This is a genomic window from Nonomuraea fuscirosea, assembly GCF_003001935.1.
Lineage (GTDB): Bacteria > Actinomycetota > Actinomycetes > Streptosporangiales > Streptosporangiaceae > Nonomuraea > Nonomuraea fuscirosea.
The window spans coordinates 55,773-81,468 of record NZ_PVNG01000027.1 but is presented as its reverse complement, the minus strand read 5'-3'; the positions used below and the strand labels follow the sequence as shown (position 1 = coordinate 81,468).

The 25,696-nt window shown below is 71.9% G+C and carries 20 protein-coding genes; 5 read left to right on the top strand and 15 right to left on the bottom strand.

Annotated features, from left to right (window positions below; genetic code table 11):
- The 7 genes from B0I32_RS46380 to B0I32_RS46350 form a co-directional block, all read right to left on the bottom strand.
- The gene (locus B0I32_RS46380; protein WP_106250645.1) at nt 1-1,782 is read right to left on the bottom strand and encodes a YfjP family GTPase; all 1,782 of its coding nucleotides are present in this window, start codon (nt 1,780-1,782) and stop codon (nt 1-3) included.
- The gene (locus B0I32_RS46375) at nt 1,779-3,689 is read right to left on the bottom strand and encodes a GTPase family protein (RefSeq protein WP_245956547.1); all 1,911 of its coding nucleotides are present in this window, start codon (nt 3,687-3,689) and stop codon (nt 1,779-1,781) included. The genes B0I32_RS46380 and B0I32_RS46375 overlap by 4 nt, the downstream gene beginning before the upstream one ends.
- Before the next feature lie 9 nt (nt 3,690-3,698).
- Entirely contained in the window at nt 3,699-4,355 is a 657-nt protein-coding gene (locus B0I32_RS46370; RefSeq protein WP_106250847.1) for a response regulator transcription factor, read from the bottom strand.
- A gap of 65 nt (nt 4,356-4,420) precedes the next feature.
- Nucleotides 4,421-5,833, bottom strand: coding sequence for a sensor histidine kinase (locus B0I32_RS46365; protein WP_106250643.1), 1,413 nt, complete (start codon nt 5,831-5,833; stop codon nt 4,421-4,423).
- On the bottom strand, nt 5,833-6,525 hold the full coding sequence (locus B0I32_RS46360; RefSeq protein ID WP_106250846.1) for a response regulator transcription factor: 693 nt from the start codon (nt 6,523-6,525) through the stop codon (nt 5,833-5,835). Before B0I32_RS46360 ends, B0I32_RS46365 begins: the two co-directional genes overlap by 1 nt.
- Before the next feature lie 17 nt (nt 6,526-6,542).
- The gene (lhgO, locus tag B0I32_RS46355) at nt 6,543-7,733 is read right to left on the bottom strand and encodes an L-2-hydroxyglutarate oxidase (protein ID WP_106250642.1); all 1,191 of its coding nucleotides are present in this window, start codon (nt 7,731-7,733) and stop codon (nt 6,543-6,545) included.
- Nucleotides 7,734-7,796: 63 nt separating this feature from the next.
- Entirely contained in the window at nt 7,797-8,441 is a 645-nt protein-coding gene (locus B0I32_RS46350; RefSeq protein ID WP_106250640.1) for an HAD family hydrolase, read from the bottom strand.
- Between the two features lie 58 nt (nt 8,442-8,499).
- Between B0I32_RS46350 and B0I32_RS46345 the strand changes: the two genes are divergently transcribed.
- Nucleotides 8,500-8,871: a hypothetical protein gene (locus B0I32_RS46345; RefSeq protein WP_106250638.1), complete on the top strand. Its 372-nt coding sequence runs from the start codon at nt 8,500-8,502 to the stop codon at nt 8,869-8,871.
- An 80-nt stretch (nt 8,872-8,951) separates the two neighbouring features.
- Here B0I32_RS46345 and B0I32_RS46340 read toward each other — a convergent pair whose 3' ends face one another.
- Nucleotides 8,952-9,974, bottom strand: coding sequence for a hypothetical protein (locus tag B0I32_RS46340; RefSeq protein WP_106250636.1), 1,023 nt, complete (start codon nt 9,972-9,974; stop codon nt 8,952-8,954).
- A gap of 217 nt (nt 9,975-10,191) precedes the next feature.
- Nucleotides 10,192-11,526 (bottom strand): MATE family efflux transporter, encoded by a 1,335-nt coding sequence (locus B0I32_RS46335; RefSeq protein ID WP_106250635.1) that lies wholly within the window; start codon nt 11,524-11,526, stop codon nt 10,192-10,194.
- A 96-nt stretch (nt 11,527-11,622) separates the two neighbouring features.
- On the opposite strand from B0I32_RS46335, the gene B0I32_RS46330 reads away from it, so the two are divergent.
- Entirely contained in the window at nt 11,623-12,591 is a 969-nt protein-coding gene (locus B0I32_RS46330) for an aldo/keto reductase (protein WP_106250633.1), read from the top strand.
- A gap of 1,060 nt (nt 12,592-13,651) precedes the next feature.
- On the opposite strand, the gene thpR is transcribed toward B0I32_RS46330, so the two are convergent.
- The 4 genes from thpR to B0I32_RS46310 form a co-directional block, all read right to left on the bottom strand.
- Entirely contained in the window at nt 13,652-14,209 is a 558-nt protein-coding gene (thpR, locus tag B0I32_RS46325; RefSeq protein WP_106250631.1) for an RNA 2',3'-cyclic phosphodiesterase, read from the bottom strand.
- A gap of 476 nt (nt 14,210-14,685) precedes the next feature.
- A complete protein-coding gene (locus B0I32_RS46320) occupies nt 14,686-15,909 on the bottom strand; it encodes an MFS transporter (protein WP_106250630.1) in 1,224 nt (407 codons plus the stop codon).
- A 23-nt stretch (nt 15,910-15,932) separates the two neighbouring features.
- On the bottom strand, nt 15,933-16,385 hold the full coding sequence (locus B0I32_RS46315; protein ID WP_106250628.1) for a MarR family winged helix-turn-helix transcriptional regulator: 453 nt from the start codon (nt 16,383-16,385) through the stop codon (nt 15,933-15,935).
- A 182-nt stretch (nt 16,386-16,567) separates the two neighbouring features.
- A complete protein-coding gene (locus tag B0I32_RS46310; protein WP_281262670.1) occupies nt 16,568-18,007 on the bottom strand; it encodes an NCS2 family permease in 1,440 nt (479 codons plus the stop codon).
- 84 nt (nt 18,008-18,091) lie between these two features.
- Between B0I32_RS46310 and B0I32_RS46305 the strand changes: the two genes are divergently transcribed.
- On the top strand, nt 18,092-18,304 hold the full coding sequence (locus B0I32_RS46305) for a DUF2530 domain-containing protein (protein ID WP_245956542.1): 213 nt from the start codon (nt 18,092-18,094) through the stop codon (nt 18,302-18,304).
- A 133-nt stretch (nt 18,305-18,437) separates the two neighbouring features.
- Nucleotides 18,438-19,934 carry an alpha/beta hydrolase gene (locus B0I32_RS46300; protein ID WP_106250625.1) on the top strand — a complete coding sequence of 499 codons (1,497 nt, stop codon included), beginning with the start codon at nt 18,438-18,440 and terminating at the stop codon, nt 19,932-19,934.
- 57 nt (nt 19,935-19,991) lie between these two features.
- On the opposite strand, the gene B0I32_RS46295 is transcribed toward B0I32_RS46300, so the two are convergent.
- Both B0I32_RS46295 and B0I32_RS46290 read right to left on the bottom strand, forming a co-directional pair.
- Entirely contained in the window at nt 19,992-23,027 is a 3,036-nt protein-coding gene (locus B0I32_RS46295) for a sacsin N-terminal ATP-binding-like domain-containing protein (protein ID WP_106250623.1), read from the bottom strand.
- Nucleotides 23,028-23,116: 89 nt separating this feature from the next.
- A complete protein-coding gene (locus tag B0I32_RS46290) occupies nt 23,117-23,917 on the bottom strand; it encodes a DUF3027 domain-containing protein (protein ID WP_106250621.1) in 801 nt (266 codons plus the stop codon).
- 126 nt (nt 23,918-24,043) lie between these two features.
- Here B0I32_RS46290 and B0I32_RS46285 point away from each other — a divergent pair, with 126 nt between their 5' ends.
- Nucleotides 24,044-25,684, top strand: coding sequence for an MFS transporter (locus tag B0I32_RS46285; protein ID WP_181308534.1), 1,641 nt, complete (start codon nt 24,044-24,046; stop codon nt 25,682-25,684).
- Nucleotides 25,685-25,696: the final 12 nt, after the last annotated feature.

Genomic DNA, 25,696 nt, shown 5'->3' with positions numbered 1-25,696 from the left:
TCAGGTTCTGCCGCGGGCCAGGTCCAGGGTCTCGGCGAAGCGGGCGTACACCGCCAGCTCCGTCTCCACGGGCCCCAGCACGTACTCCCGCCCGACCTGTCCGATCGCCGCACGCAGAGCCTTGGCCGTACGGCGGGCCCGGCGCCGGCCGCCCGCCCAGGCCGCCAGCCGCGACAGCAGGGCGATCACCACGCCCGCCAGCGCCCCGCCCACCAGCAGCGCCGTCGGCCACGGCACCACGCCCACGGTCGGCAGCGGCGGCTGGGGCAGGCGCAGGTAGTCCATCGCGAACAGCCCGCCCAGCCACAGGACGCCGGCCAGCATGGTCGCGAACACCAGCCACTGCAGCACGTTCACGGCCCGCCACCACCGGGGCCGCCTCGTGGCTCCGGCGGAGGTCGTGGCCACCGCCCGGTCCACCGCGTCCGTCAGCTCGCCGGCGCGCGACCTGCCCGCCTCACGTACCGACGCCGCCCACGGCCCCGGCAGTCCGGCCGCGGCCACCTCGCCGACGTCCCTGATCGCGGTCTCGACCTGCGCCCGCTGCACGGCCGAAGCCGCCGGTACGGAGGTGCGCCCGACGATCTGCCGGTCCTCCCGATCCCGCCGGTCGCGCTCCCTGCCCGCCCCGTCGAGCGTCCTGTCCCGCCCGTCGAGCTTCGTGCTCTGCCGGTCGAGCTTCCGGTCCTGTCGTCCGCGCTTCCCGTTCAGCCGGTCGTGCGGGATGCCGCCGATGCGGAGTCGGCGCAGCGGGTCGGGCCGCAGCCTTCTGATCCAGCGGGTGAGCGGCCATCCGGTGGCGACCACGGCCCGATGCCGATGCCCCTTGGCCACGGCCTGGACGACCAGCGGCACCCCGGCCGCCGTGCTGAGCGCCCCGGTGAGCGCCCGTTCCGCCCCTTGCATCCGCTTTGTGGCCGCGACGGGCTCCCCCCGCGCCTCGGGCGGGGCGAGGTGGTCGGCGGCGGCCGTGATGTCGGCGGCCAGGCGGGCCGACCAGGACGCGCGTTCCGCGACCCGCTCACGCAGCAGCGAGCGCAACTCCCGCACGCCCTCCCCCGTACGGGCCGAGACAGCGAGGACGGGGACGCCGGCCAGCCCGTCCTCGTCCAGCAGCCGGCGCAGGTCGGCCAGGCACCGCTCCACGGCCGGGACGGGCAGGCGGTCGACCTGGTTGAGCACGACCAGCATCACGTCCCGGTGCCCGGCCAGCGGGCGCAGGTAGCGCTCGTGCAGCGCGGCGTCGGCGTACTTCTGCGGGTCCACCACCCAGATCAGCAGATCGACCTGCTCCACCAGCCGATCCACCTCCAGCCGGTGTGACAGGCGGATGGAGTCGTGGTCGGGCAGATCAAGCAACACCAACCCGGACAGATCAGCCCCAGCGTCGGTGCCGGTGCGGGGGCCGGCGTGGTCCGCGTGGCCGTCGGCCGCATGACGTTTCGGTACGTCCAGCCAGTCGAGCAGCGGCCCCGCGCCGTCCCCGTCCCACAGCGCCGCCTGGGCGGCCGAGGTCGTGGGCCTGGTGACGCCCACGTCGGCCAGGTCCTGCCCGGCCAGCGCGTTGTAGAGCGAGGACTTGCCGCTGCCGGTGGCTCCGGCCAGCGCGGCGACGGTGTGCTCGATGGACAGCTCACGACGTACGCCGGCACGGTCGGCGACGGCCCGCGCGCCGGACACGACCTGCTCGGGCAGCCGCCCCTCCGCCAGGTCGGCGGCCTCCCGCAACGCGGCCAGCCGGGAGTCCAGCGACGGCCCCTCCTTACGCCGCAGCAGCTTCACGACCTCTCCCCCAGCCCGTCCCGGTCCCCGGCCCGCCGCGCGTCCGGTCCAGGTCTGGCGGGCGGCTCCGTCCCGGGCGCGTCCAGGTGCGGCGCGGGCAGTTCCGCCGTCGTGGCCGTGCCCGCGTCGGCGGAACTATCCGCGTCGCCAGTCGTGCCCGTGTCGCCGGCCGTGCCCGTGTCGCCGGCCGTGCCCGTGTCGCCGGCCGTGCTGGGGAGTTCGGCGCGGTGGTCGCGGATGCGCCGCGCCGCCGCGCGGAGCCCGTCCGCCGTGCCGCGGGGCGGCTCCATGCTCTCCAGCTGGGTCAGGAACCGCCCGGACTCCTCGTCCAGCAGCCCCCGCACCCGTTCCCGCAGATCCTCCCTGGCCCGCACGGTCAGCGTCCGTACGGCCTGGTCGCCGAAGACGGCCTCAAGGAGTTTCTGCGACAGCACGCTGGTCCCGCCCGCGATCCCCACCTCGATCCCGGTCAGCCCGCCGGTGGAGGCGAAGACGGCCAGCATGAGCAGCAGCCCGGCCCCGTTCACGCCGAAGGAGGCCACCCTGGCGGTGGTGCGCCGTTCGGCTCCTTCCTCGCGTACGAGATCGAGCACGTATTCCTGCCACCCCCGCACCGCCGCCTCGGCCCGCTTGCCCAGGTCGGCCGAGGCCCGGCCGAGGCGGGCGGACTCGACGGCGCCCAGCCGGTCGAGCAGCCCCGGCCCGCCCGGCGCGGCCGACCACCCCTCCAGGGCGCGCTCGGCGGCCCCGTCGGCGGCGCCCCTGATCAGCGCCTCCACCCCGCTCTCCAGCGCGTCCCTGAGCTGCGCCTCGGGCACCCGCCCGGTGAAGAAGCCGACGATGCGGTCACGCAGCCAGCCGACGCGGCTCTCCAGGGAGCGCATGAGGTCGCCGGTGCCGATGAAGTCCTGCCAGCGCGCCAGCACCTCGCCGCGCAGCAGCGAGCCGTCACGCATGCCCTCGTCGAAGTCGGCCATCCCGCCCGCGTACGCACCCGCCACGATCGAGCGCAGCCCGTCGAACGCGGTCTGCTGGCGTTCGACGGCATCGGCCAGCGACGGCACCCGGACGGCCAGGCTGTCGAGCGCCCCTGACAGCGTCTGGCGGACGACGCGCGACCTCTCGGCGGCGTCCGAGGCCAGCCCGGTCAGCCAGGTGGAGATGGGCTCGACGGAGGAGGCGGGCAGCCGGGCCTTCTCGTCGGGCAGCGCGGCCTCGGGCACGGTGAACAGCCGGGTGCCTTCGAGACCGTTCTCGGCGAGCAGCCTGGTCAGGTCGCGGCTTACGGGCTCGACGGCCTCGGGCGGGGCGCGGTCGAGGACGACGGCCAGGGCGGTGCTGCGTTCGCGGGCCGAGCGCAGGAAGCCCCACGGCACCTCGTCGGCGTAGCGGGCGGCGGTCGTGACGAACAGCCACAGATCGGCGGCTGCCAGCAGCTGGGCGGCGAGTTCCCGGTTGGCGGTCACCACGGAGTCGATGTCGGGCGCGTCGAGCAGGGCGAGCCCCGCGCCCAGCGCCGGCGAGTCCACCACGCGCAGCGCGCCGGGGCCGCCGCCGGTGGCGCGGGACAGGCCCGGCAGCACGTTCTGGCCCAGGAACCAGGGCCGGTCGGCCGGGCTGACCACGAGGGTCGGCACCAGCGTGGTGGGCCGCAGCACGCCCGGCTCGGCCACGTCGGCCCCGACCAGCGAGTTGACCAGGGTGGACTTGCCCGCCCCGGTCGAACCGCCGACGACGGCGAGCAGCGGCGCGTCCAAGGCCCGCAGCCTGGGCAGCAGGTAGTCGTCGAGCTGCCCGGTCAGCTCGCGCAGCGCGCGCCTGTCGGCCTCCGCCTCGCCGACGGCCAGCGGGAACAGCTCCCGCTCCAGCGGTCGCCGCAGCGACTCGAGCGCGCCCAGCAGGTCCATGCTGTCAAACTAACCGGGCGGCGGCTCTCTAAGCACGTAACCGACGCTGCGCAGGGTGTGGATGAGCCGCGGCTCGACATCGTCGACCTTGCGTCTGAGGTAGGAGACGTACGACTCGACCACGCCCGCGTCGCCGCCGAAGTCGTAGTTCCACACGTGGTCGAGGATCTGCGCCTTCGACAGCACGCGCCCGGCGTTGACCATGAAGTAGTGCAGCAGCTTGAACTCGGTCGGCGACAGGCGCACCTGACGGCCGCCGCGCCAGACCTCGCGGGCGTCCTCGTCCAGCTCCAGGTCGGCCACCTTGAGCCGGCTGGCGGGCGCGGACTCGCCGCGCGTACGCCGCAGCACCGCCCTGATCCTGGCCTGGACCTCCTCCAGGCTGAACGGCTTGGTCACGTAGTCGTCCCCGACCCGCAGCCCGGTGATCTTGTCCTCGGTGGCCTCGCGGGCGGTCAGGAAGAGCACGGGCGCGTCGATCCGCCTGGCCACCTCGAACCCGTCCAGGTCGGGCAGCATCACGTCGAGCACCACCAGGTCGGGAGAGGTCCTTACGGCCACTTCGACGGCCTCCTCGCCGTCGGCGGCGGTCAGGACCTCGAACCCGGAGAAGCGCAGGCTGGCGGAGAGCAGATCCCTGATGCTGGGCTCGTCGTCCACCACCATGATCAACGCCTCGGGTTTCGTCACCTACTTAGAGTGACGCAGCAGCCTGAGGGTTAGCTGAAGGCTCACTCCAAGGCGAGTGGGAGTTCGACCCGGAAGGTCGAGCCGGCCTCAGGCGAGCTCTCCACGGTGACGGTGCCGTCGTGGGCCTGGACGAGGGCCTGCACGATGGCCAGGCCGAGCCCGCTGCCCCGGTCCTCGGCCGAGCGGCGGCGCGAGCGGGCGGAGTCGGCCCGGTAGAAGCGCTCGAAGACGTGCTCGATCTGCTCGGGCGTCAGGCCGGGACCGTGGTCGACGACCTCGACGAAGAGCTTGTCGCCGCTCGTCCCCGTGCGCACGATGATCGGGGAGCCGGGGTCGGTGTGCACGAGGGCGTTGGTGACGAGGTTGCTGATGACCTGGCGCAGGCGTACCTCGTCGCCGGAGACGATCAGGGCCGTGCCGCCGACCACGTCGAGCTTGATCGTCCGGTCGGGCGCGATGATCCGGGCATCCTGTACGGCGTCCGCCGCCAGCGCCAGCATGTCCACCGGCTGCATCCGCAGCGGCCGCTGCTGGTCCACCCTGGCCAGCAGCAGCAGGTCGTCCACCAGCACGCTCATCCGGCCGGCGGCCTGCTCCACGCGCTGCATCAGCTCGACGGGGTCGGCGCCCGGGTTCTGCCTGGCGTACTCGGCGAAGCCGCGGATGGAGGTCAGCGGGGTGCGCAGTTCGTGCGAGGCGTCGCCGACGAACTGGCGCATGCGGTCCTCGGAGCGCCGGGCCGCCTCCTCGGAGGCCGACCTGGCCGCGAACGCGCTCTCGATCTGGGCCAGCATCCCGTTCAGCGACCTGGCCAGGCCGCCCACCTCGGTGCGCGGGTCGCCGTCCGGCACCCGCCGGCCCAGCTCACCGGCGGCGATGGCCTCGGCCGTACGTTCGATCTGGCCGAGCGGCCGCATGCTGTGCCGGACGATCGTGACGCCGGCCACGGCCAGGATGAGCAGGATCCCGCCGCCGCCGAGCAGCTCGATGAGCACTAACCGCCGGGTGATCGCGTCGACCTCCTCCAGGTCCACCGCGACCACCAGCGTGCGCCACCTGTCCACGGTCTCCAGCACCCGCCACTCGCCGGGGCCGCTCATGGCGGGCGCGGTGTAGGCCTCGGTGCCGGGCGACGTCGACAGGACCGGCTTCGGCTTGGCGTCCACGTCCCGGTCGGTCAGCATCGGCACGAAGTCGCTGTTCGGCTCCTTGACCAGGGCGATGGCGTCGGACTCGATGAGGATCGGCCGTTCGGCCGTCTCCCTGTCCTTCCGCCAGTCGCTCCTGACCTTCTTCTCCATCCGCGCGCTGAGCAGGTGGAGCTGGCTGTCCACCCGGTCGATCAGGTAGCCGTGCAGCACGGACACGCTCACCAGGCCGATGAAGAACATGCCGAAACCGAGCAGGGTCAGCATCGACGCGATCAGCTTGATCCGCAGCGGCAGGCCGCGCATCAGGGACTCGGTGGCAGACGCAGGACATAGCCGACACCCCGCAGGGTGTGGATGAGCCGCGGGCTCCGGTTGTCGATCTTCCGGCGGAGCACGGACACGTACGACTCGACGATCCCCACCTCGCCGCGGAAGTCGTAGTCCCAGACGTGGTCGAGGATCTGCGGCTTGGACAGGACGCGGCCGGCGTTCGTCATGAAGTAACGCAGCAGCTTGAACTCGGTCGGCGACAACGCCACGGCGTTGCCGCCGCGCCACACCTCGTGGCTCTCCTCGTCCAGCTCGATGTCGGCGAACGTGAGCCTGGGCGGCGCCGCTGGTGAGTCCCCGCTGGTCCTTCGCAGCACGGCGTGGATCCTGGCGACCACCTCCTCCAGGCTGAACGGCTTGGTCACGTAGTCGTCGCCGCCGAGCGTCAGCCCGCGGATCTTGTCCTCCGTCTCGTCACGCGCGGTGAGGAAGACCACAGGGGTGTGCACCCCGCCGCCGCGCATCCGCCTGACGATCTCGAAACCGTCGAGGTCGGGCAGCATGACGTCGAGCACGACGAGGTCGGGGCGGTGCCGTTGCACCGAGGCCACGGCGTCGAGGCCGCTCTTCGCCGTGGACACGTCGAAACCCGCGAACCTGAGGCTCGCGGCGAGGAGTTCGAGGATGTTCGGGTCGTCCTCGACTATCAGCAGGCGTGATTCCATCACCTCCAAGGATGCCCTCATCGGACGAGTGCTGGGACAATTCCGGCGATATGCCGGGCTATGGCCAGGCTTGAGGTGGCCGCGGGCGAGGGCGCGTTGCGGACGAGGACGACCTTGCCGTGCACGTCCACAACGAAGTCGTCGAGCAGACGGCCGTCGCGGGCCACGGCCTGCGCGCGTACGCCGCCCGGAGCCCGTTCCAGGTCAGCGGCGGTGAGCTCGGGCACGTAGCGGCGGGCGTCGCCGACGAACGCGCTCTTCAAGAGCGAGCCGCGGACCTCTCTCAGGCCCGTCCGCCAGTGGGAGCGGGCCATGCGCAGGGTGCCCGGCCAGCCGAGAATTTGCCCGATATTACGGAAATTTCGCCATCTGTAGCCTTCGTAGGCGAGGGCGAGCACCGCGTTCGGCCCCACCAGCACCCGCCCGTCGACCTGCCGCGTCAGATGCACGCCGAGGAACGGGTAACGCGGATCAGGCACCGGATAGACCAGCCCCCGCACGAGGTCTCGCGCCGCTCCCTTGAGCGCGTAGAACTCTCCTCTGAACGGGACGATCCGCACGTCCCCCGGCGCCCCCGCCATCCTGGCCACCGCGTCGGTGCCCAGCCCGCCGCACACCACCAGCTGGTCGAAGACGTGCCCGCGCCGGCCCGCCAGCACCTCGACCCGGCCCGCCCGCTCCCTGATCGCCCTGACCGGATGCCCCAGCCGGACGGACCCGCCCAGCTCGGCCACGTCCAGCGCGAGCCGCCGCGCGACGGCGGGGAAGTCGCAGATCGCGGTGTACGGCGAGTGCACGGCGCCGACGCCGACCGCGTGCGGCTCGATCTCGCGCAGCGCCAGCGCGTCCAGCTCGGCGATGCCGGGCACGCCGTTGGCCCGCGCCCGCTCGGCCAGCGCGCTCAGGCGGGGCCGCTCGGCCCGCGTGCTCGCGATCACCAGCTTGCCCACCTCCTGGTAGGCCACCCCGTGCGCGGCGCAGTACTCCTTGAGCAGCGCCACGCCCTCCCGGCACAGCCTGGCCTTCAGCGAGCCCGGCGGGTAATAGATCCCCGCGTGCACGACGCCGCTGTTGTGCCCGGTCTGGTGGGCGCCGACGCGCCCCTCCTTCTCCAGCACGGTGACCTCGGCGCCCCTGACGGTGGCCAGCTCCCGCGCCACGGCCAGACCGACGATGCCCGCGCCCACGACTCCGATCTTCTCCCTCACACCTCCGATTTTCCGGCCATCCGCCCATGACCGCCATATCCCCGGAGAGCCGGTCGAGCGGGCTCAACCGTGTGCCGGGGAAAGTTCGCGAACCGCGGCGACCAGCTCGGGCATCGTCCCGACGGCGCGGTGCGGTTCTCGTCCGGCGGCAGGCTCGGGGTGGGCGTCGGTGTCGTCGCTGCGGAAGAGCACCGTCCTCATCCCCAGCGAACGCGCGGGAGCGAGATTGACCGGCCGGTCGTCCACGAACACCACCTCCCCAGGAGCGACGCCCAGCGCACCGAGCACCGCCTCGTACGCCTCCTCGTCAGGTTTGCGGGCGCGCAGATCCGAGCTGACGAACCACCGCCGGACCCGCCGTTCCAGGCCGAAACGGCGGCGGACGAGCGCGGACCACGCCGCCGCGTCGTTGCTCAGGCAGGCGAGCTCCAGACCGTCGCCCGCCAGTTCGGCGAGAGCCTCCTGAGCGCCCTCGGTGAGCCGGTGCTCCCGGCAGTAGTCCTCGTCCCTCTCCTCCGGCAGCCCGGCCGCCGTCCAGAACTGCCCGGTCGTGATGCGCCCGAGCGTGACCGACCGGTAGGCGGCCCGGATCTCGGCCTCGGTCCGCTCGCAGCCACGGGCCCGCAGGTAGGGGATCAGCACCCGGCCCTGAACATCGCCGTACCGGTACAGGACTCCCATCGCGTCAAGGACGATCACACGGGGCATCACTTCATCATGCCCGGCGGGCCCACAGCCCGGAATCGAACGTGAGTACGATGGTCTCATGTATCTGCCGCCGGAGTGGCCGCCGGAGGTCCGGCCGCCCAGCGTGCCCGACTGGGAGACCACGGCCGTGGCCTGGCTGCTGGACGCGGTGCCGCCCGACTACCGGGCGTACGAGGTGCTCAGGCGACACCCCGTGGCGCTGGCCGCCATGGCCCGCCACCACGTCACCTCGGCCGTCGAGGCCGCGCGCGCCGGCTACCGGGGGGCGGCCGTCGACCTCAAGGGTCACCTGCCGCCGCACGCCATCGAGGCGGTGCTCGACACCTACCGGCAGGAGGGGCCGCGGCTGGTGCGGCTGGCGCGTTCGATCGAGGTGGTCGAACGCGCACTGAGAGGCGACCTGTTCACCGCCACCATGCGCCGCCCCTGACCGGGCGACCTGCTCACCGCCGCCATGCGCCGCCTCTGGCCAGCGCGCTCTCTCGTGACCAGCGCGCTCTCTCTTGCGGGTCAGCGGGTGCGGCGGGCCAGGAAGGTGATCACTCCGATGGCGGCCGCGGCGGCGGCCAGCCAGATGAGCACGTCCGTGACCGTCAGCCCGCCGCCCCCCGAGTCCGCCTGCGCGGCGACGGGCGAGCCGCTCTCCTCACGCTCCTCCGCCCTGGACGAGCTGGACGGGCTGGGCGTGGCGGTGGGACGCGCCCGGTCGGGAAGCGGCACGCGGTAGACCGGGCTGCCGGGCCCCTCCGAGCCGGTGAGCAGCGCCTTCCCGTCGGCCGTGTACGCGATCGACTCCGCCTGCTTCAGATCCGGCATCGTCACCTTGGCGATCGTCTCGCCCGACGGCTTGAACAGGGTGGCGGAGAAGTAGGTGCGCACGACGTAGGAAGAGCCGTCGGGCGCGTAGGCGGCGTCCGTGGCCATGATGGGCGCGCCACCGACCTTGCGCAGCACGTTCACCTTGTCGCTGCGCAGCTTCTTCGGCGCCGCGTAGACCGAGCCGGCGAACTCCTTGGAGACCACGTAGAGCCGCCCGGTCACCGGGTTGATCATGACGCCTTCGGCGTTGCGGGCGCCGTCGGCGTACCGGAAGCGGTAGCGGACCGCGGGCAGCGTGGCGTCCCTGAGCGTATGCGGCTCGGTCACCTTGTAGACCGAGACGTTCGGCCACGCGCCGTCCAGGTTGTCGCCGATGTCGGCGAACCAGAGCACCCCCCGGCCGGTCGCCGGGTCCTTGGTGGCGGCCATGGCCTCCCAGTCGCGCGCCTCGGCGCCGCGTACCTGGAAGGTGGCCCGCGTACGTCCCCGGCCGTCCACGGCGTAGAAGGTGGGCGCGGCGGCGCTGTCGTTGTGGGTGTAGTAGACGCCGTCGTGCGTCGGCGACACCGCGAGCCCGCTCGACTCCGTGATCCGCGGATCCTTGAAGACGAACAACTTCTCCGTGCCGTCGTCGTCCGCCGCGAAGGCGGGCGCGGCGGGCAGCAGGAAAAGAGCCGCGACGGCGGCGAGCACCCTGGTCACGAAGTCCCCCACGCCGCCATCATGCCCCACGCACCGCCTCGGGCCCGCCTTCCAACGGCGTGGCGTCCATCTGCTCGTTGCGGCGCGAACGGCCACTCATGCCCACGCGGCTGCCAGGCTGATCCGGATGTCGGCCATGGTGCGGATGATCTCCCGTTTGGCCGCGACGTCGGCGTCATCGCCGACGCCGGCCATCAGGCGCTGGGTGAGACGGTGTACGCGGTGGATGTCACGAGCGGCCGGGTGCGGCAGGGGGTTTCGTACACGTATCGGGCGTGGGCGGGTGAACTGTCCCTGCCGGGGTTCTAGGCTCGCCCAGTTTGGCGCTGTGGCGGCGGAAACCGGTGCCCTGCAGCACGACCAGGAGCCCGTTGGCCACCGCCATGGCCGCCCACAGGCCGGTGACGCCCCAGGTCCCGGCCACGGGCACGGCGGCCAGGAGCAGCAGGCCGTACCCGATCGCGAGGAACATCAGACTGGACGACGAGCGCTTGAGCGCGGTGAGGCCGGTGCCCTGCACGGCCTGCGCCGCGTCGAGCGCGGAGGCCAGCAGCATCAGCGGCAGCAGCCCGAGCACCCGGTCCCGGACGGCGGCGTCGTCGCTGAACAGCACCAGAAGATTTTCCCCGAACCCGAGCAGCAGACCGGCCACCACAAGCGTCCCTGTTATGGCGAGCAGAACCGCGCCGCGATGGGCCCGCCGGGCCCCGGCGGTGTCGGTGGCGCGCGCCACGTCGGGCAACGCGGCCGAGGCGATGGACAGGGAGGTCACCATGATGAAGCCGGTGAGCGTGGTCAGCACCGCGTGGGCGGCGGTGTCGCGGGTGCCGGTGGTGCTCGCGGCGAGGGTGACCACGCCCAGCACGGCGAATTTGATCAGCACGGTGCCGGCCAGCGGGATGCTGACCTTCGCCAGGGTGATGATCTCGCGGATCCTGGGCCTGGCCTGGCCGATCGCCCGGCCGAGCGCCCGGCGCAGGCTGAGGGCGGCCACCACCGCCGACACCACGCCCGCGGTCACCCAGGCCACGCCGACCCCGGTCAGCCCCAGCGCCGGCACCAGCACGGCGCTCAGCCCGCCCAGCAGCGCCGCGAACGACAGGGTCGGCCACATCACGCTCCCGCCGCGCCCGAGCGCGACCAGGATGGTGGTGGCGCCGCCGGTGGAGGCGAAGACGAGCAGATACACCGCCAGCAAATACGGCAGCGCCCCCATCTCCGCCACCACCTCGCCGGGCACCCCGGTGGCCCCGGCGAGCAGCGGCACGCAGGCGACGGCCGTGGCGCCGACCAGCCCGGTGGTCATGCTCAGCCAGCGGGCGTCCCTGATCACGGGCACCGCCGCCGCCGGATCGTCCCGGTACGGCGCGACGAACGGCCCGAGACCGCGCAGCGAGCCCTGCACGGCCGTGCTGGCAGGATTGAGCACGGCGGTCACCACCGCGAAGGCCGCCAGCGTGACCGTGGCATGGTTACCGAGCACCGAGGTGACCACGAGCGAGCCGAGCTGACCGGTGATCATGGCGAGAAAGAGCGGCACGGCGGCGCGAAGCAGGGCGATCATCGCGACCGATGATGCGCCCGTCAGGCGCCGGTGTCGACCGAGTTCACGAATCCACCCTCTGGCCTGGAGTGCACTCCAGCTATTTAGGGTGAAGTCATGGACTACGTCAATCTCGGACGCAGCGGCCTCCTGGTGAGCCCGCTCAGCCTCGGCACCATGAACTTCGGCCCGCGTACCACGGAGGAAGACTCCTTCGCGATCATGGACCGGGCTCACGAGCTGGGGCTGAACTTCTTCGACACGGCGAACGTCTATGGGGGCCAGAAGGGCGCGGGGATCACCGAGAACATCCTCGGCCGGTGGTTCGCCCAGGGCGGCGGGCGGCGTGAGAAGACGGTCCTCGCGACCAAGGTCTACGGCGACATGGGCGACTGGCCCAACGAACGCCGGCTGTCCGCCCTCAACATCCGCCGGGCCTGCGACGCTTCGCTGAAGCGGATGCAGACCGACTACATCGACATCTACCAGGCCCATCACGTCGACCGGGACACCCCGTTCGAGGAGTTCTGGGAGGCCATGGAGGTCCTGCGGCAGCAGGGCAAGATCATTTACGTGGGTTCGTCCAACTTCGCGGGCTGGCACATCGCCAAGGCCCAGGAGACGGCGGCCCGCCGCAACTTCACCGGCCTGATCAGCGAGCAGTCCCACTACAACCTGCTCACCCGGGCTCCCGAGCTCGAAGTGCTGCCCGCGTGCGAGGACTACGGCCTCGGCGTCATCCCGTGGAGCCCGCTGGCCGGCGGCCTGCTCGGCGGCGTGCTGCGCAAGATCGACAAGGGCCGCTCGGCCGCCGACAACATGGTCAAGCAGCTCGAACGGCACCGCGACAAGATCGAGCAGTGGGAGAAGTTCTGCGACGAGCTCAACGAGGACCCGGCCAACGTGGCCCTGGCCTGGTTGCTCAAGCAGCGCGCCGTCGCCGCCCCGATCATCGGGCCGCGCACGATGGAACAACTCGAAGGCAGCCTGCGCGCCCTGGAGATCGACCTCGACGAGGCCGCCCTGGCCCGCATCGACGAAATCTTCCCGGGCCACCGCACGGCCCCCGAGGACTACGCCTGGTAACACCGCATCCCGAGGCCCGGCCGTTCTCCACCGGGCCTCGGCTTGTGGCCTCGGCTTGCCAGGGCGGTGCATAAGCGCGGCCGTACGGGGCTGTGCATGCGGTTCGACAGTGACGGCGCAACCGCTACCAGCGGGTGCGGCGCATACCAGCGTGGTGCGTGCGGCCTGGCATAGGCGATACGGCTTTGCCAGGCTGGCGCGACCATTGCGGGGCAGTGCGTGCGACCCGACCAAGGCGCTTAGGCCCCGTTAGGGCGGCGCTATGGCATCAGGGCGCAGCATGCGGCCCGACCCAGGTGGCGCGGCCCTACCAGCGGGTGCCGCCGTACTGGGGAGGTGTATGCGCCTCGACAAAGCGGCCCGGCCTACCAGCAGGTGCGAACGCACCGGAAAAGTGCGTGCAGCCCGACAAAGGCGATACGGCCCGGCTTGAGCGGCGCTATCGCATCACGGAGAAGCGTGCGGCCCGACAAAGGCGGCGCGGCCCCACAGCGGGTGCCGCCGTACAAAGGCCGACAAGGGCGATGTGGCCGCATCAGGGCGGTGCGTGCGGGTCCCATACAAGGGCAGCGCGGTCGTAGCCGTGGGCGCGGTCGTAGCAGGGCGGAGCGGGTAGCCCGACCTAGGCGGGCGGCCGTACCGGAGCGGGTGGCCTCATCAAGGCTGTGCGGCCTTAGCGGAGGGTGCGGCGGGGAAGGTGGGGCGGACGATCAGGCCGGGACCGGCCGGGTCACCCGGGCACCTCACGCCTTTGGTCGCCAGGCACCTCGCAGCTCAAGGGGGCCGGACGCCGCACACCTCAGTCACCCCGATGCCTCACAGCTCAAGAGGGCCGGACGCCGCACACCTCAGGCCACCCGGACGCCGCGCACCTCAGGCCACCCGGACGCCGCGCACCTCAGGCCACCCGGACGCCGCGCACCTCAGGCCACCCGGATGCCGCGTACCTCAGGTTGGCTGGGCGGCTCAGCTCAGCCAGGCGCCGATGATCACGATCAGCAGGAGGAGGCCGAGCACGATGGGCAGCAGCCAGGGGCGAGGACGATCCACGACCTGGAGCCTAGCCCCGCTCGGCGGGTGCGAGCGCCCATTCGGCGAGTGACTCGTACCTCACCTGTGGCCCGGCATGGCTCCGGACCAGGTGAACGTGCTCGGCCCGCCAGACGGAGCCGCTGAACCCGGCCAGCGACTCGACCAGGTCGCGGAGATCGAGCTCCGTCTTGGCCCTGGCCAGGGTGAGGTGCGGGTGGAAACGCTTGTCGTCCGTCTGGGACGCCCCCGCCCGGCGCGCACCCGCCTTGACGGAGTCGGCCAGTCTGGTCATGGGGTCGCCGGTGACGCCCGCCCAGAAGACCCGCGCCCGGCGTACGGAGGAGAAGGCGCCGAAGCGGTCGAACGACAGCTCCGGCGCAGGGTGGCGAGCCACGGCCCGGGCCAGGCGCGTCTCCAGCTCAGGCAGCACCCCCTCGGGCACATCACCGAAGAACCCCAGCGTGATGTGCCAGGTCGCACGGTCAGGCCAGCGCAGGCCCGGCACCTGCCCGACGTGGGGGGCGATGGCGTGGGAGAGCTCGTCCAACACCTCATCAGGCGGCACCAAAGCCGCGAACAACCTCATGCCGGCGGTGCCGGAGGAGTCGTGAAGAGCTTCATGTCATGCGATTCTGCCCCGGCCTCGCCTCACCCGTCACACCGGCTCCCACCGCCGGTCCGCCAAGCCCCGAAGCTCCGAACCCCGAAGCGTCGAGCCCCGTAGCTCCAAGCCCACCGCCGTGCCTTATACGCCGGTCACGTCCCGTCGTCTGCTTGGAGCTCGTCGCCCCCGCCCAAGGTCGTCGGCTTAGCCTAGGAGCGTCGTCACGCTTCGGAGCTCGTCGCCGTCCCCATACCCGTCGCCGTTCTCATGCTCGTCGCTGTTCCCATGCCCGTCGCCCGACGTCGAAGCTGCAGGCGCCGTTACGCGAACCCGTCGCCGTGCTTCGCCGCCCGTCCTCAGACGTCGGCTGCCCCGGAGGGGGTCGCCCTACGTCGGCCGCTTCGGAGCTCGTCGCCCCATGGTCAAGGGTGTCGCCAGAGCTTCGCGGTGTGAATGACTCATGCCACCGCGAGCGCCGGCCTGCCCACCCGTGAGCTGATCAGCCGTGTCACCACCACGGCCAGTCCCGTGCCGACGAGCACCAGGGCGCCGGACAGGATCACGCCCATCCGCGGCCCGCCCATTTCGGACAGCCAGCCGATCAGCGGTGCCCCGAGGGGAGCTCCGCCGGTGAAGACCAGCATGTAGATGCCCATGACCCGGCCCCGCATCTCAGGCGACGTGGCGATCTGGACGCTGGCGTTGGCCGCCGTGTTGATGGTGATCAAGGCGATCCCGGTGGGAATCAGCAGCAGCAGGTAAACGGGGTAGAACGGTGCGATCCCGGTCAGGATCTGGAACAGCCCGAACCCGATCGCCCCCGAGAAGAGCACCTTCCGCGACAGCCGCGCCCGCCGGGCCGCGAGCAGCGCGCCGCCGAACGCTCCCACCGCGAACATGCTGGAGGCCAGTCCGAACGAGGACGCCCCGGCCGCGAACACCTCGCGGGCCATGAGCGCGATCGACATCGAGAACGACTGCGAGAACATCGACACGAACGCGATCAGCAGCACCGGCATCAGCAGTTCCTCGTGCCGGAGCACGTACCGGAGTCCTTCGCGCAGTTGGCCCTTGGCCCTGGGCACCGGCTCGGAGAGGTTCAGCTCGGCCTTGCGCATGAAGACCAGGCTGGAGATGACTCCGCCGAAGGTCAGGGCGTTGATCAGGAACAGCGGCCCCGTGCCGCCCAGGACGTAGATCAGCACGCCGGCGAGCGCCGGGCCGAGCACGCGGGCGAGGTTGAAGATGGAGCTGTTCAGGGCGATCGCGTTGGGCAGGTCCTGGCGGCCGACCATCTCGACCACGAACGCCTGCCGCGTCGGCACCTCCACACAGGAGATCATGCCGAGCAGGAACGCCATGACGTACACGTGCCAGACCTGGGCGGTGCCCGTCATCGTCAGCAGGCCGATGGTCAGCGCGAGGCCGGCCATGAGCGACTGGGCGGTGATGAGGATCGGGCGCTTGGGGTAGCGGTCGGCGAGCACGCCGCCGAACATCCCGAAGAGCAGCATCGGCAGGAACTGCAGCGCGGTCGCCGTACCGAGGGCGCTCGCGCTGCCGTGGGTGAGGTCGAGGATCAGCCAGTCCTGGGCGGTGCGCTGCAGCCAGGTGCCGACGTTGGACACCGCGCCGCCCGCGCTGAACATGCGGTAGTTACGAATCCTGAGCGACCGGAACATCCCGGTCTTGGGTTCTTCAGGCTCTATATCCTGCTGAGCTTCTCCAGCAGCGGCGCCGCCTGCCTGAGGATCGCTCTCTCTTCCGGAGACAGCTCCTTCAGGCGTTGCGTCAGCCACGCTTCCTTGCGGCGTCGCTCCTCCTTCAGCAACTTCTCGGCGGCCTCGGTCACCGAGACGGTCACCTGCCGCCGGTCGGTCGGATGCGGGCTGCGGGCGACCAGGCCGCGTTCCTCTAGCGCGGCGATCACGCGGGTCATCGAGGGCGGTTGCACCTTCTCGAGCTCGGCCAATTCGCCGGGGGTTATCCCGGAATGCCGTTCCACCGCGGCGAGCGTCGCGAACTGCGTGGGAGTCAGTGTGTGCGCTGCCGCCTGTCGTCGTAGGCGTCGGTTCAGCCTTGCGAGTGAAACGCGCAGGGCTGAAGCGAGACCCGCGTCGCTGCGCAGGTCCATCTTGGGCTGGGGTTTGGTTAGCATGAGTCATTACCTTTGCTAACTATACGGCATGGTGGGATATTTCCGTACAGAACGTTCGTCTGATCCCTTGATACCTCGAAGCCGCCCCGCCTGCGCGGGACGGCCTCGATCGATCTCGACGGGCTTCGACCGGATCGACATACGGGACGTGCCGACCGGATCGACGGGCTGCGGCCGGATCGTCAGATGCCGAGCGCCGCCCTGATCGGGCCGATCGCGAAGTAGAGCGCGAAGAGGAAGGCCACGCCCCACAGCAGCGGGTGGATCTCCCGCGCCTTACCGCGAACCACCTTGATCAGCACGTACGTGATGAAGCCCGCGCCGATGCCGTTGGAGATCGAGTACGTGAACGGCATGAGCACCACGGTGAGGAACGCCGGTACGGCGATCTCGAAGTCGGTCCAGTCGATGTCCTTGACCGCGGTCATCATCATGAACCCGACCAGCACCAGCGCCGGGGCGGCGGCCTCGTACGGGACCACCTCGACCAGCGGCGCGAAGAAGATGGCCAGCAGGAACAGCAGCCCGGTGACCACGCTGGCGAGGCCAGTGCGAGCGCCCTCGCCGACACCGGCCGCCGACTCGATGTAGGTGGTGTTCGACGAGACGGAGCCCGCGCCGCCCGCCGCCGCGCCGAGCGAGTCGATGAGCAGGATCTGCTTGGTACGCGGCAGCGTCCCGTCCTCCTGCACCAGGTCGGCCTGCCGCCCGACGCCCACGATGGTGCCCATGGTGTCGAAGAAGTCCGTGATCAGCAGCGTGAACACGAACAGCCCGGCGAGCAGCACGTCCACGCGGACGAACCCGCCGAACGGGTCGAACTCGGTGAAGAGCACGAGCGGGTTGTGGAAGCCGAGGATCTGGTCCGGCACGGTGGGCACGTTGAGCTGGAAGCCGCCGGGGTTGTCGGCCGAGGCCCGGCCCACCTTGGCCAGCAGTTCGACGATGACGGCCAGGATCGTGGTGCCGGCGATGCCGATGAGGATGGCGCCCTTGACCTTGCGCGCCACCATCGCGGCCGTGGCCAGCAGCCCGACGATGAACACGAAGATCGGCCACGACGTGAGGTTGCCGCCGATGCCCAGCTCCAGCGGCGTGCCGCCGCCCTTGCGCACGAATCCGGCGTCCACGAAGCCGATCAGCGCGATGAACAGCCCGATGCCCACGCTGATGGCGGTCTTGAGCTGGGCCGGGATGGCGTGGAACACGGCCGTCCGCAACCCGGTCAGCACCAGGATCGTGATGAGGACGCCTTCGAGGAAGACCAGACCCATGGCCTCCTCCCAGGTCATCACGGAGGCGATGCTGAAAGTGACGAAGGCGTTCAGGCCGAGCCCGGCCGCCATCGCGAAGGGCACCCTGCCGACGACCCCCATGAGGATCGACAGCACACCGGCCACGAAGGCCGTGCCCGCGGCGACGAGCGGCACGTTGGCCACCGTGCCGTCACCGATGAACTCACCGGTGACATCTTTGCCGTTCGCCAGGATCAGAGGGTTGAGTACCACGATGTAGGCCATCGTGAAGAACGTGGCCAAGCCTCCCCGTACCTCACGGGAGACGGTCGAACCTCGTGCGGAGATCGCGAAGAAACGATCGATTGCGTTACGTGTGTCGCTCACGACGCGAAGGGTGACAGTAGGTGGTGAACTGCGAAAAGAGCCAGTGATGAGATCGAGACCCGATTGGAAGCTAGGCTGGACAACGTGAAGCAGCAGTGGCATCCCGATCCGGAGCCCATCGAGACCAACGACACCGCCGCCGTCGCCATCGGCACGGCCGCCTGGGCCGTCGCGCTGGTCGCCCTGCTGATCTTCCGCCCCGCCCCGGAGAACTCGTGGTGGATCTGGACCTGCGTGGCCGGCATCGGCTTCGGCCTGCTCGGCCTCTGGTACATCCGGCGCCCCAGAAACGGCTGATCACCAGAACCGCGTTGACTTCCGCTCCGTACGAGAGCTGACATTCGTCATCTCCGGCTGTTCGCCGAAGTCATCTACAAGTGGTGTTTCCGCCCACTACATCGGCATATGCCTGGCATCTCATCCTTGATGCATGAAGAAGCCCATAGTGACCCTCCTCCTGGGAGCCGCGGTCCTCACCGCCTGCGGCACCGCCGGCCCTTCAGCACCCGCGGGCGACAGCGCGAAGCCCACGGCCACCAGCGCAGGCACGAGCACGGGCACGGGCACAGTGGCCTGGGGCGCGTGCACCGACCTCGTCGGGCCCGACGGCAAGCCGGCCACCCCAGCCGCGGGCGTCGAGTGCGGCAAGCTCCCGGTCCCCCTCGACTACGCCAAGCCCGACGGCGACAAGATCGACCTGGCGCTCATCCGGATCAAGGCCACCGGCGAGCGCGCCGGCTCGCTCGTCTTCAACTTCGGCGGCCCCGGCGGCTCGGGCGTGGACACGCTGGCCATGGCCGCCACGGCCTTCGCCAGTCTGGGCAAGAGCTATGACCTGGTCAGCTTCGACCCCCGCGGCGTCGACCGCAGCTCGGGCGTCACGTGCGGCGACGAGATCGAGGAGTTGCTGACCGCCGACCTCGACGCCGACCAGGACGCGCTGGCCAAGGAGTACGCCGACGCCTGCGCGAAGGACTCCGGCAAGGTCCTCCCGCACGTCGGCACCGTCAACGCGGCCAAAGACCTCGACGTCCTGCGGGCCGCGCTCGGCGACGAGCAGCTCAACTACTTCGGCTTGTCGTACGGCACCCACCTCGGCGCCGTCTACGCCACCCACTTCCCCAAGAACGTCGGCCGCTTCGTCCTGGACGGCGCCTTCGACCCGACCGTGACGTTCGAGGAGCGGGCCGTCATCCAGGCGACCGGCTTCGACCAGGCGTTCGCGGCGTTCGCCAAGGACTGCGTGGCCAAGGGCTGCGACCTGGGCGCCGACCCGGCGGCCGTGGAGAAGACGATCGAGGACTTCGTCGACGGGCTCAAGACCAAGCCGATCAAGGTCGGGGACCGCGAACTCACCTACGGCCTGGGCCAGCTGGCCGTCATCACGCCGCTGTACGCGCAGCAGACGTGGCCGATGCTGGAGCAGGCGACCGCCGCCGCGATCAAGGGCAACGGCACCATCCTGCTCGCCCTGGCCGACGCCTACACCGGGCGCAGGGCGGACGGGACGTACTCGACGATGATGACGAGCCTGACGGCGATCAACTGCGCGGACAACACCGAGCGGCCGACCGCCGCCCACACCGCCCGGGTCAACGAGAAGGTGAAGAAGATCTTCCCGATCCTCTCCTTCGACGGGGCCACCGGGACGTGCGCCCACTGGCCGGTGCCCGGGGACGACGCGGCCAAGCGCATCGACGCCACCGGCTCGGCGCCCATCGTGGTCATCGGCGGCAAGGGCGACCCCGCCACGCCGTACCAGTGGGCCGGCAAGCTGATCAACCAGCTCAAGACGGGCGTCCTGGTCACCTACGAGGGCGAGGGCCACGGCGCCTATCTGACCGGCAACGGCTGCGTCATGAAGACGGTGGACGCCTACCTGGTGGAGGGCAAGGTCCCGGCGAACGGCACCACCTGCGCCGCCTGACCGGCGCCGCACGACGTACCGGGGAGGCCACACGGGGGCGCCTCCCCGGCTCCGCGCTCAGGACAGGTCGGCCTCGGCGAGCAGGAGGGGCACCGAGCTCGGGTCGCGCAGCAGCGCCGCCACCGCGAGCCGGTCGTTCCACTGCCCGGTGGCCCAGGCGAGCCCTCTGGCCAGCCCGTCGACCCCGGTGCAGTGCACGGAGCCCTCGAAGAACCGCCAGGCGCACTCCACCCCGTCGACCAGCAACTTCTCATGCTCCACGTACGTGCCCGGCGCGGTCGGCAGCAGCGACCTGACCTCGGCGGGCACGTCACGCCGGACCCCCTCCGAAGTGACCTCGCCCGAGGTGAGCTCACCGGCGAGCGGCAGGTCGAGCAGCTCGGACAGCGACTCGGCCAGGTCGTAGGAGGCCAGCACCAGCGGCCGGTCCTGGACCAGTTGCAGCAGGTCGGGCGCCTCCACCACGACGGCGTCGTCCGCGGCGGCGACCACGATGGCCCCTTCGAGCACGGCCCGCACCCGCGACGGCGGCGCGACCCGCGACGGGTCCACGGCGGCCAGCGCGGTCCACAGGGCACGGAGCTGGGCCCGGTCGACCTCGATGGACTCGTCGGCCATCAGGTCGAGGAGCTCTTCCGGGCCGCCGTGGGAGGCCAGCAGCTCGGCCAGCGTCGTACGGACCCCGAGCATCGACAGCGCGGCCTCGTCGAGACCGGCGGGCGCGTCGGCGTAGAGGCCCTGCAGCAGCGGGTCGGCCCCGGGAAGGCGCAGCTCCAGCGGCTTGCGCCCGCCCAGCACGGCGTGGCCGGCCAGCCACCAGGCGGTGTAGGACGGCACCTCCACGCCCTCGACGCGCAGCGGATGGAGCGCGGCCCGCAGCGGCGGCGTGGTCAGCAGCCGGAGCGCGGCCGGCCAGTCGGCCACCAGCTCCAGATCGCGCACCGCCAGGAACTCGGGCACCAGCGGCGGCACGTCGAGCTCGGGCAGCAGGTCGAGCACGTGGTCGAGCCAGTCGGCCTCGCCGTCGAGGTCGTGGTCGCAGTCGTCGGGGTCGAGCAGCACGTCGGGCTCGTGCACGACGGCGAACCCGTCGAGCACCCCGGCCGCCGCCAGCACCCGCGCGCCGTAAGCCTCCTCCAGCTCGGACGCGGCCACCCCGAGATGCGTGTCGGCCTCCAGCAGCCCGGCCAGCGCCCCCTCGGCCAGCATGAGCTCACCGGCCGGGTAGAGCTCGCCGTCGCTGCCGCGCAGGGCCAGCTCGGCCAGCCACGGCGCCTCGCCGGGCGCCAGCCCGGACGCCTCCACCAGGGACAGCACGGCCCGCGCCACCGGCTCGGGGTCGGGGCTGTCGAGCGACTCCGCCACGGCGGCCTTGGTCAGCGGGTCGTCGAGCACGGTCCGCGGCGTGGCCTCGGCCGCGCCGAGCCGCAGCAGCGCGGGATGGGCCGCCTCGGGGTGCACGATGCGCAGCCCGAGCGGGGACAGGTCGAGCTCGGCCCCGCCGTCGGTCAGGATCAGCGTGCCGCGCGGGCCGCGGACGAGCCGGCCGTCGGTCAGCGGCACCGGCAGCGCGCCCAGCGACTCGGGGTCGTCGGCCGGCAGGACCTGGTAGAGCGCGCGCCACCAGGACGGCTCGCGAGCCTCGGCGGCCTCACCGGACAGCAGGTCGACGACGTCGGCCAGCTCCACCCGGCGCACGCCGAGCGCGGTCATGGCGGGGTGGCGGGCGGGCCAGCCGGCGGGCAGCAGGCCGGGTACGAAGCCGGCCACGGTGTCGAGCAGCTCGGCCGAGGCGGAGGCCACGACGGCCGCCTCGCGGCCCGGCACGACCCAGCCGTCGCCGTCGGGCTCGGGGGCGGGCTGCTCGACCTGCCACTCCGCGTCGGGCTCGTAGACCCGTTCGTCGGCGAAGGAGGGCGTCTGCACGACGGGGGCGGGCGCGGACAGGGCGGGCAGCAGCGGCGTGCCGGGCAGGCGCTGCAGCACGGCCCTGCGTACGCGGGCGTCGAGCTCGCCCTTGCCCATCAGCGAGGGCACCAGGTCGAGCAGCTTGGACGTGCGGGGCAGCTCGCGCAGCAGCCGGACGTAGGCGTCGGCGGCCCGCTCGACCAGGAAGTCGGTGAGCGGCCCCTTGGCCACGTGACGCCGGTCGGTGGCCATCGGGAACGAGGCGATGAGCAGCGCGGGCAGGTCGATGGGCTCGTCGCTGGGCGTCGGGGCGTGCACCACGGGCGGCACGGAGGCGGGCAGCGCGCCCGGCTCGCCGGTGCCGGTCACCGGAACGGCCCAGCGCAGCGACCAGAAGGGACGGGCCCGCTCTTCCGTGGGCCGGTCGGCGAAGAGCCTGCCGACCTCCTCGGGGGTGAACACCCCGGAGTCGGACACCACGTGCCAGCCGTCGGCGGCCACCGCGCGGGTGGAGCCGTCGACGTCGATCTCGATGCTCTCCAGCGCGGGCAGGCCGAGCAGCAGCGCGGGACCGGCCTCGGCCAGCATGCGCCGGACCGCCTCGACGCTCGCCTGGTCGCGCAGCGGGAGCCGGACGAGGGTGTCGAAGCCGTCGGGGATGTCGATGAGGGGCGGCTCGTCGAAGGGCAGCCGCAGCAGCGGCACGTGCCCGCCCCGGTCGGCCAGCTCGCCCGCCAGCGCGGGCAGCTCGGCCACGATGGCCGCGGTCTCCGTACGGGACCAGCGCACGGCGGGGGCCCCGCGCGAGCCGATCGAGGGCGAGTCGCAGACCGACACGACCGCCGCGAACCCGACGCCGAACCTGCCCGCCGCGCCGGCCTCGTCACGCTTGCCCGAGGCGCGCAGCGTGGACAGGCTCTCCACGCCGGTGGCGTCGAGCGGGGCGCCGGTGTTGGCGGCCGTCAGCACGTCACCGCGCAAGGTCAGCCGCAACACCCCTGGCACGCCCGCCCGCAGCGCCGCGTCGGCGGCATTCTGCGCCAGCTCGACGATCAGCCGATCGCGGTAGCCGCCGAGCGCGAAGTCCTCCTCCGCGTTGGCGTCTTCGCGGAACCGGGCGGGCGAGGCCGTCCACGCCGAGAGGACGGCTGCGCGCAACCGGTCAGTGCCGTAGGTGTCGCTCATCGATCACGATCCTGGTCGAGGGTAGGGGGCCACCGTAGGTTAGCGGCCCGCACCGACACTGAGGCTCGGGAACGCCCGAGCACTCAGGCTCAGGAATGCCCGAGCTCCTCGGAGGCGGATTCGTCGACCGAGCCGGCCTCCTCCTCCATCAGGTCGTAGCCCAGGTCGTCGAGGATCGGGATGGCCTGCTCCACCGGCGGCGGCAGCACCGCGGCCTCGGAATGGGCGCCGCAGCCGTGATCGGCGGCGACGACCTTGCCGTCGTCGGGCGCGTACTCGTTGGCGCAGACCCCGAACGACAACCGGAGCTCACCCGCGAGCAACCAGTAGAAGCCGCAGGTGGAGCACTGCGCGGGAGCGGCGTGTGCGATCGGTGTGTGCGGCCCGTGCTCGCCCGCGTGCCAGCGTCTGGCAGCACGGTCTCTGCCAATGGCCGAGAGCACACGGGCCCGGCCCAGGCCGTACTCGAAAACCATCTGTCTGTCGGTGTCGTCGTCGACTTCGGTGAAGCCCGGCGCCAGCCGGTCGTCGTCGTCCGCGGTCGGCAGCAGATCGCCCACGCCCAGGTCGCCCGGACGCAGCCGCTCGCTCCACGGCAGCCACTCGGGCGCCAGCAACGCGCCGGTGCCGGGCAGCAGGACGGCCTCGCTGACGGTGACCTTCTTCGCCCGCGAGGCCCGGGTCACCGTGACCGCCCAGCGCCAGCCGCGATAAGCGCGGTCGAGGCAGGCGAAGTAGTGGGTGACGATCCGGTCGCCTTCGCTTTCGTAGCCGAGGTGCTCGCCGGGCTCGCCCGGCCGCGCCAGCTCCTCGGCCGCGGCGCGAGCCAGATCGACCGCGGCGACACAGGCCTGGTCGGGAGCGGAGACGCGGGCCCGGGTGCGGCTCATCGGGCCGGCTCCGCCGAAAGGTGCTGTTCGCTCACACTTCATTCTCACCCATCCCGGGACGTGCGGGGGCCCACAACGGCGGATCCGGCTCAGAGATCGCCCGCGAATCGGGTAAGACTGGTAGGCGTGGAGGGTGGCTGGGGCCGGGCACGGGAGGTCTCGCGGCGGATGGCGCGCGGCGCCGCCGACGCGGGCCGCGCCACCGTGCGTGCGGGCAGGGTCACGGCGAGCGGCACCGCGCGGGCGGGCAAGGCCACCGCGAGCGGCGCCAGGAAGGTGGGCCAGGCCACCCGCCGGCTCACGTACGCCAACGGCGCCGGCCGCACCGGGCTCGGCCGGTTGATCGAGCTGTCGGCGGGCAACAGCGCCGGTGACGCGCTCGTCACGGTGGCGCTGGCCAGCACGGTCTTCTTCGGGGTGCCCGTCGGCGAGGCACGCGGCTCCGTGGCCCTCTACCTGGTCATCACGATGTTGCCGTTCGCGCTGCTGGCGCCGTTCGTGGGGCCGATCCTCGACCGGTTCAGGTCGGGGCGGCGCTACGTGATGGCGGGCACGCTGTTCGGGCGGGGGCTGCTGTGCTTCGCCATGGCGGCCGCTGTGGGGCCCGGTGACCTGCCGACGCTGTTCATCGGGGCGCTGGGCGTGCTGGTGCTGTCGAAGTCGTACAACGTGTCGCGGGCGGCGATCATGCCGAGCGTGCTGCCCGCCGACATCGGGCTCGTCTCGGCGAACGCGCGGGTGGCGCTGTTCACGCTGGTCGCGGCTGGGGTCGGGGTGCCGGTCGGCGCGGGGCTGACCGCCGTCGTCGGCAGCGCGGTGGTGCTGCGGGTGGCGATGGTGGCCTTCCTGCTGCTGGGCGTCGCCGCCGTACGCCTGCCGCGCCACATCGACTCGCCCGACCTGGAGGAGGAGGGCGCGCCGCCGCGCTGGCGCACCCTGCTCAAGGTGGGCCCGGCGGTGGCCGAGGCCGTCTGGGCGAACCTGGCGCTGCGCGTCTTCTCCGGCTTCCTGCTGTTCTTCCTGCTGTTCCTGGTGCAGGACGAGGCGGTGCCGTGGCTGGCGGCCGCCGAGCCGTGGGCGCGCGACCCGTTCTTCGACATCCCCAAGACGATCGCGCTGCTGGCGGGCGCGGCCGGGCTGGGCGGCCTGGTGGGCGCCGCGGTCGCGAACTGGACCCGCAACAACTCACCGCAGCTCATCGTGCTGGTCACGCTGGCGGTGACCGCGGTGACGGCCGTCGTCACGGCCGTCTTCTTCGGGGTGTGGACCGCGCTGGCGATCGCCCTCGTCACGGCGTTCGCCCAGGAGCTGGGCAAGCTGGCGCTCGACGCGATCGTGCAGCGGGAGATCGGCGAGGAGGTGCGCTCGTCCACGTTCGGCGTGGTCGAGGCGGTGCTCCAGCTGGCCTGGGTGTTCGGCGGGCTGGTGGGCCTGGTGCTCTCGCTCACGCGGAGCAGCACGGCCGGGCTGGTCGCGCTGGCCGTCGCGCTCACCGCGGCGCTCGGCTGGCTGCTGGTCTCGCGCAGAGGCCGCGTACGCGAGACCGAACGCAAACTACGCCGCCAACGAGCCGAAGCCTCCCCCGGCCCCCAGCCCGACACCCAGCCCGATCCCCGGCCTGACGCACAGCCCGACGAGCGGCCCGACCCGCGGCCAGATCCCCGGCCCGACCACCGGCCCGACCACCGGACCGACCACCGGCCCGGGCCCGGTGAGCAGCGCGGCACGGTGGATCCCACCAAGCCGCTCACCAACCCGCACGGCTGAGCGGGAACGGCG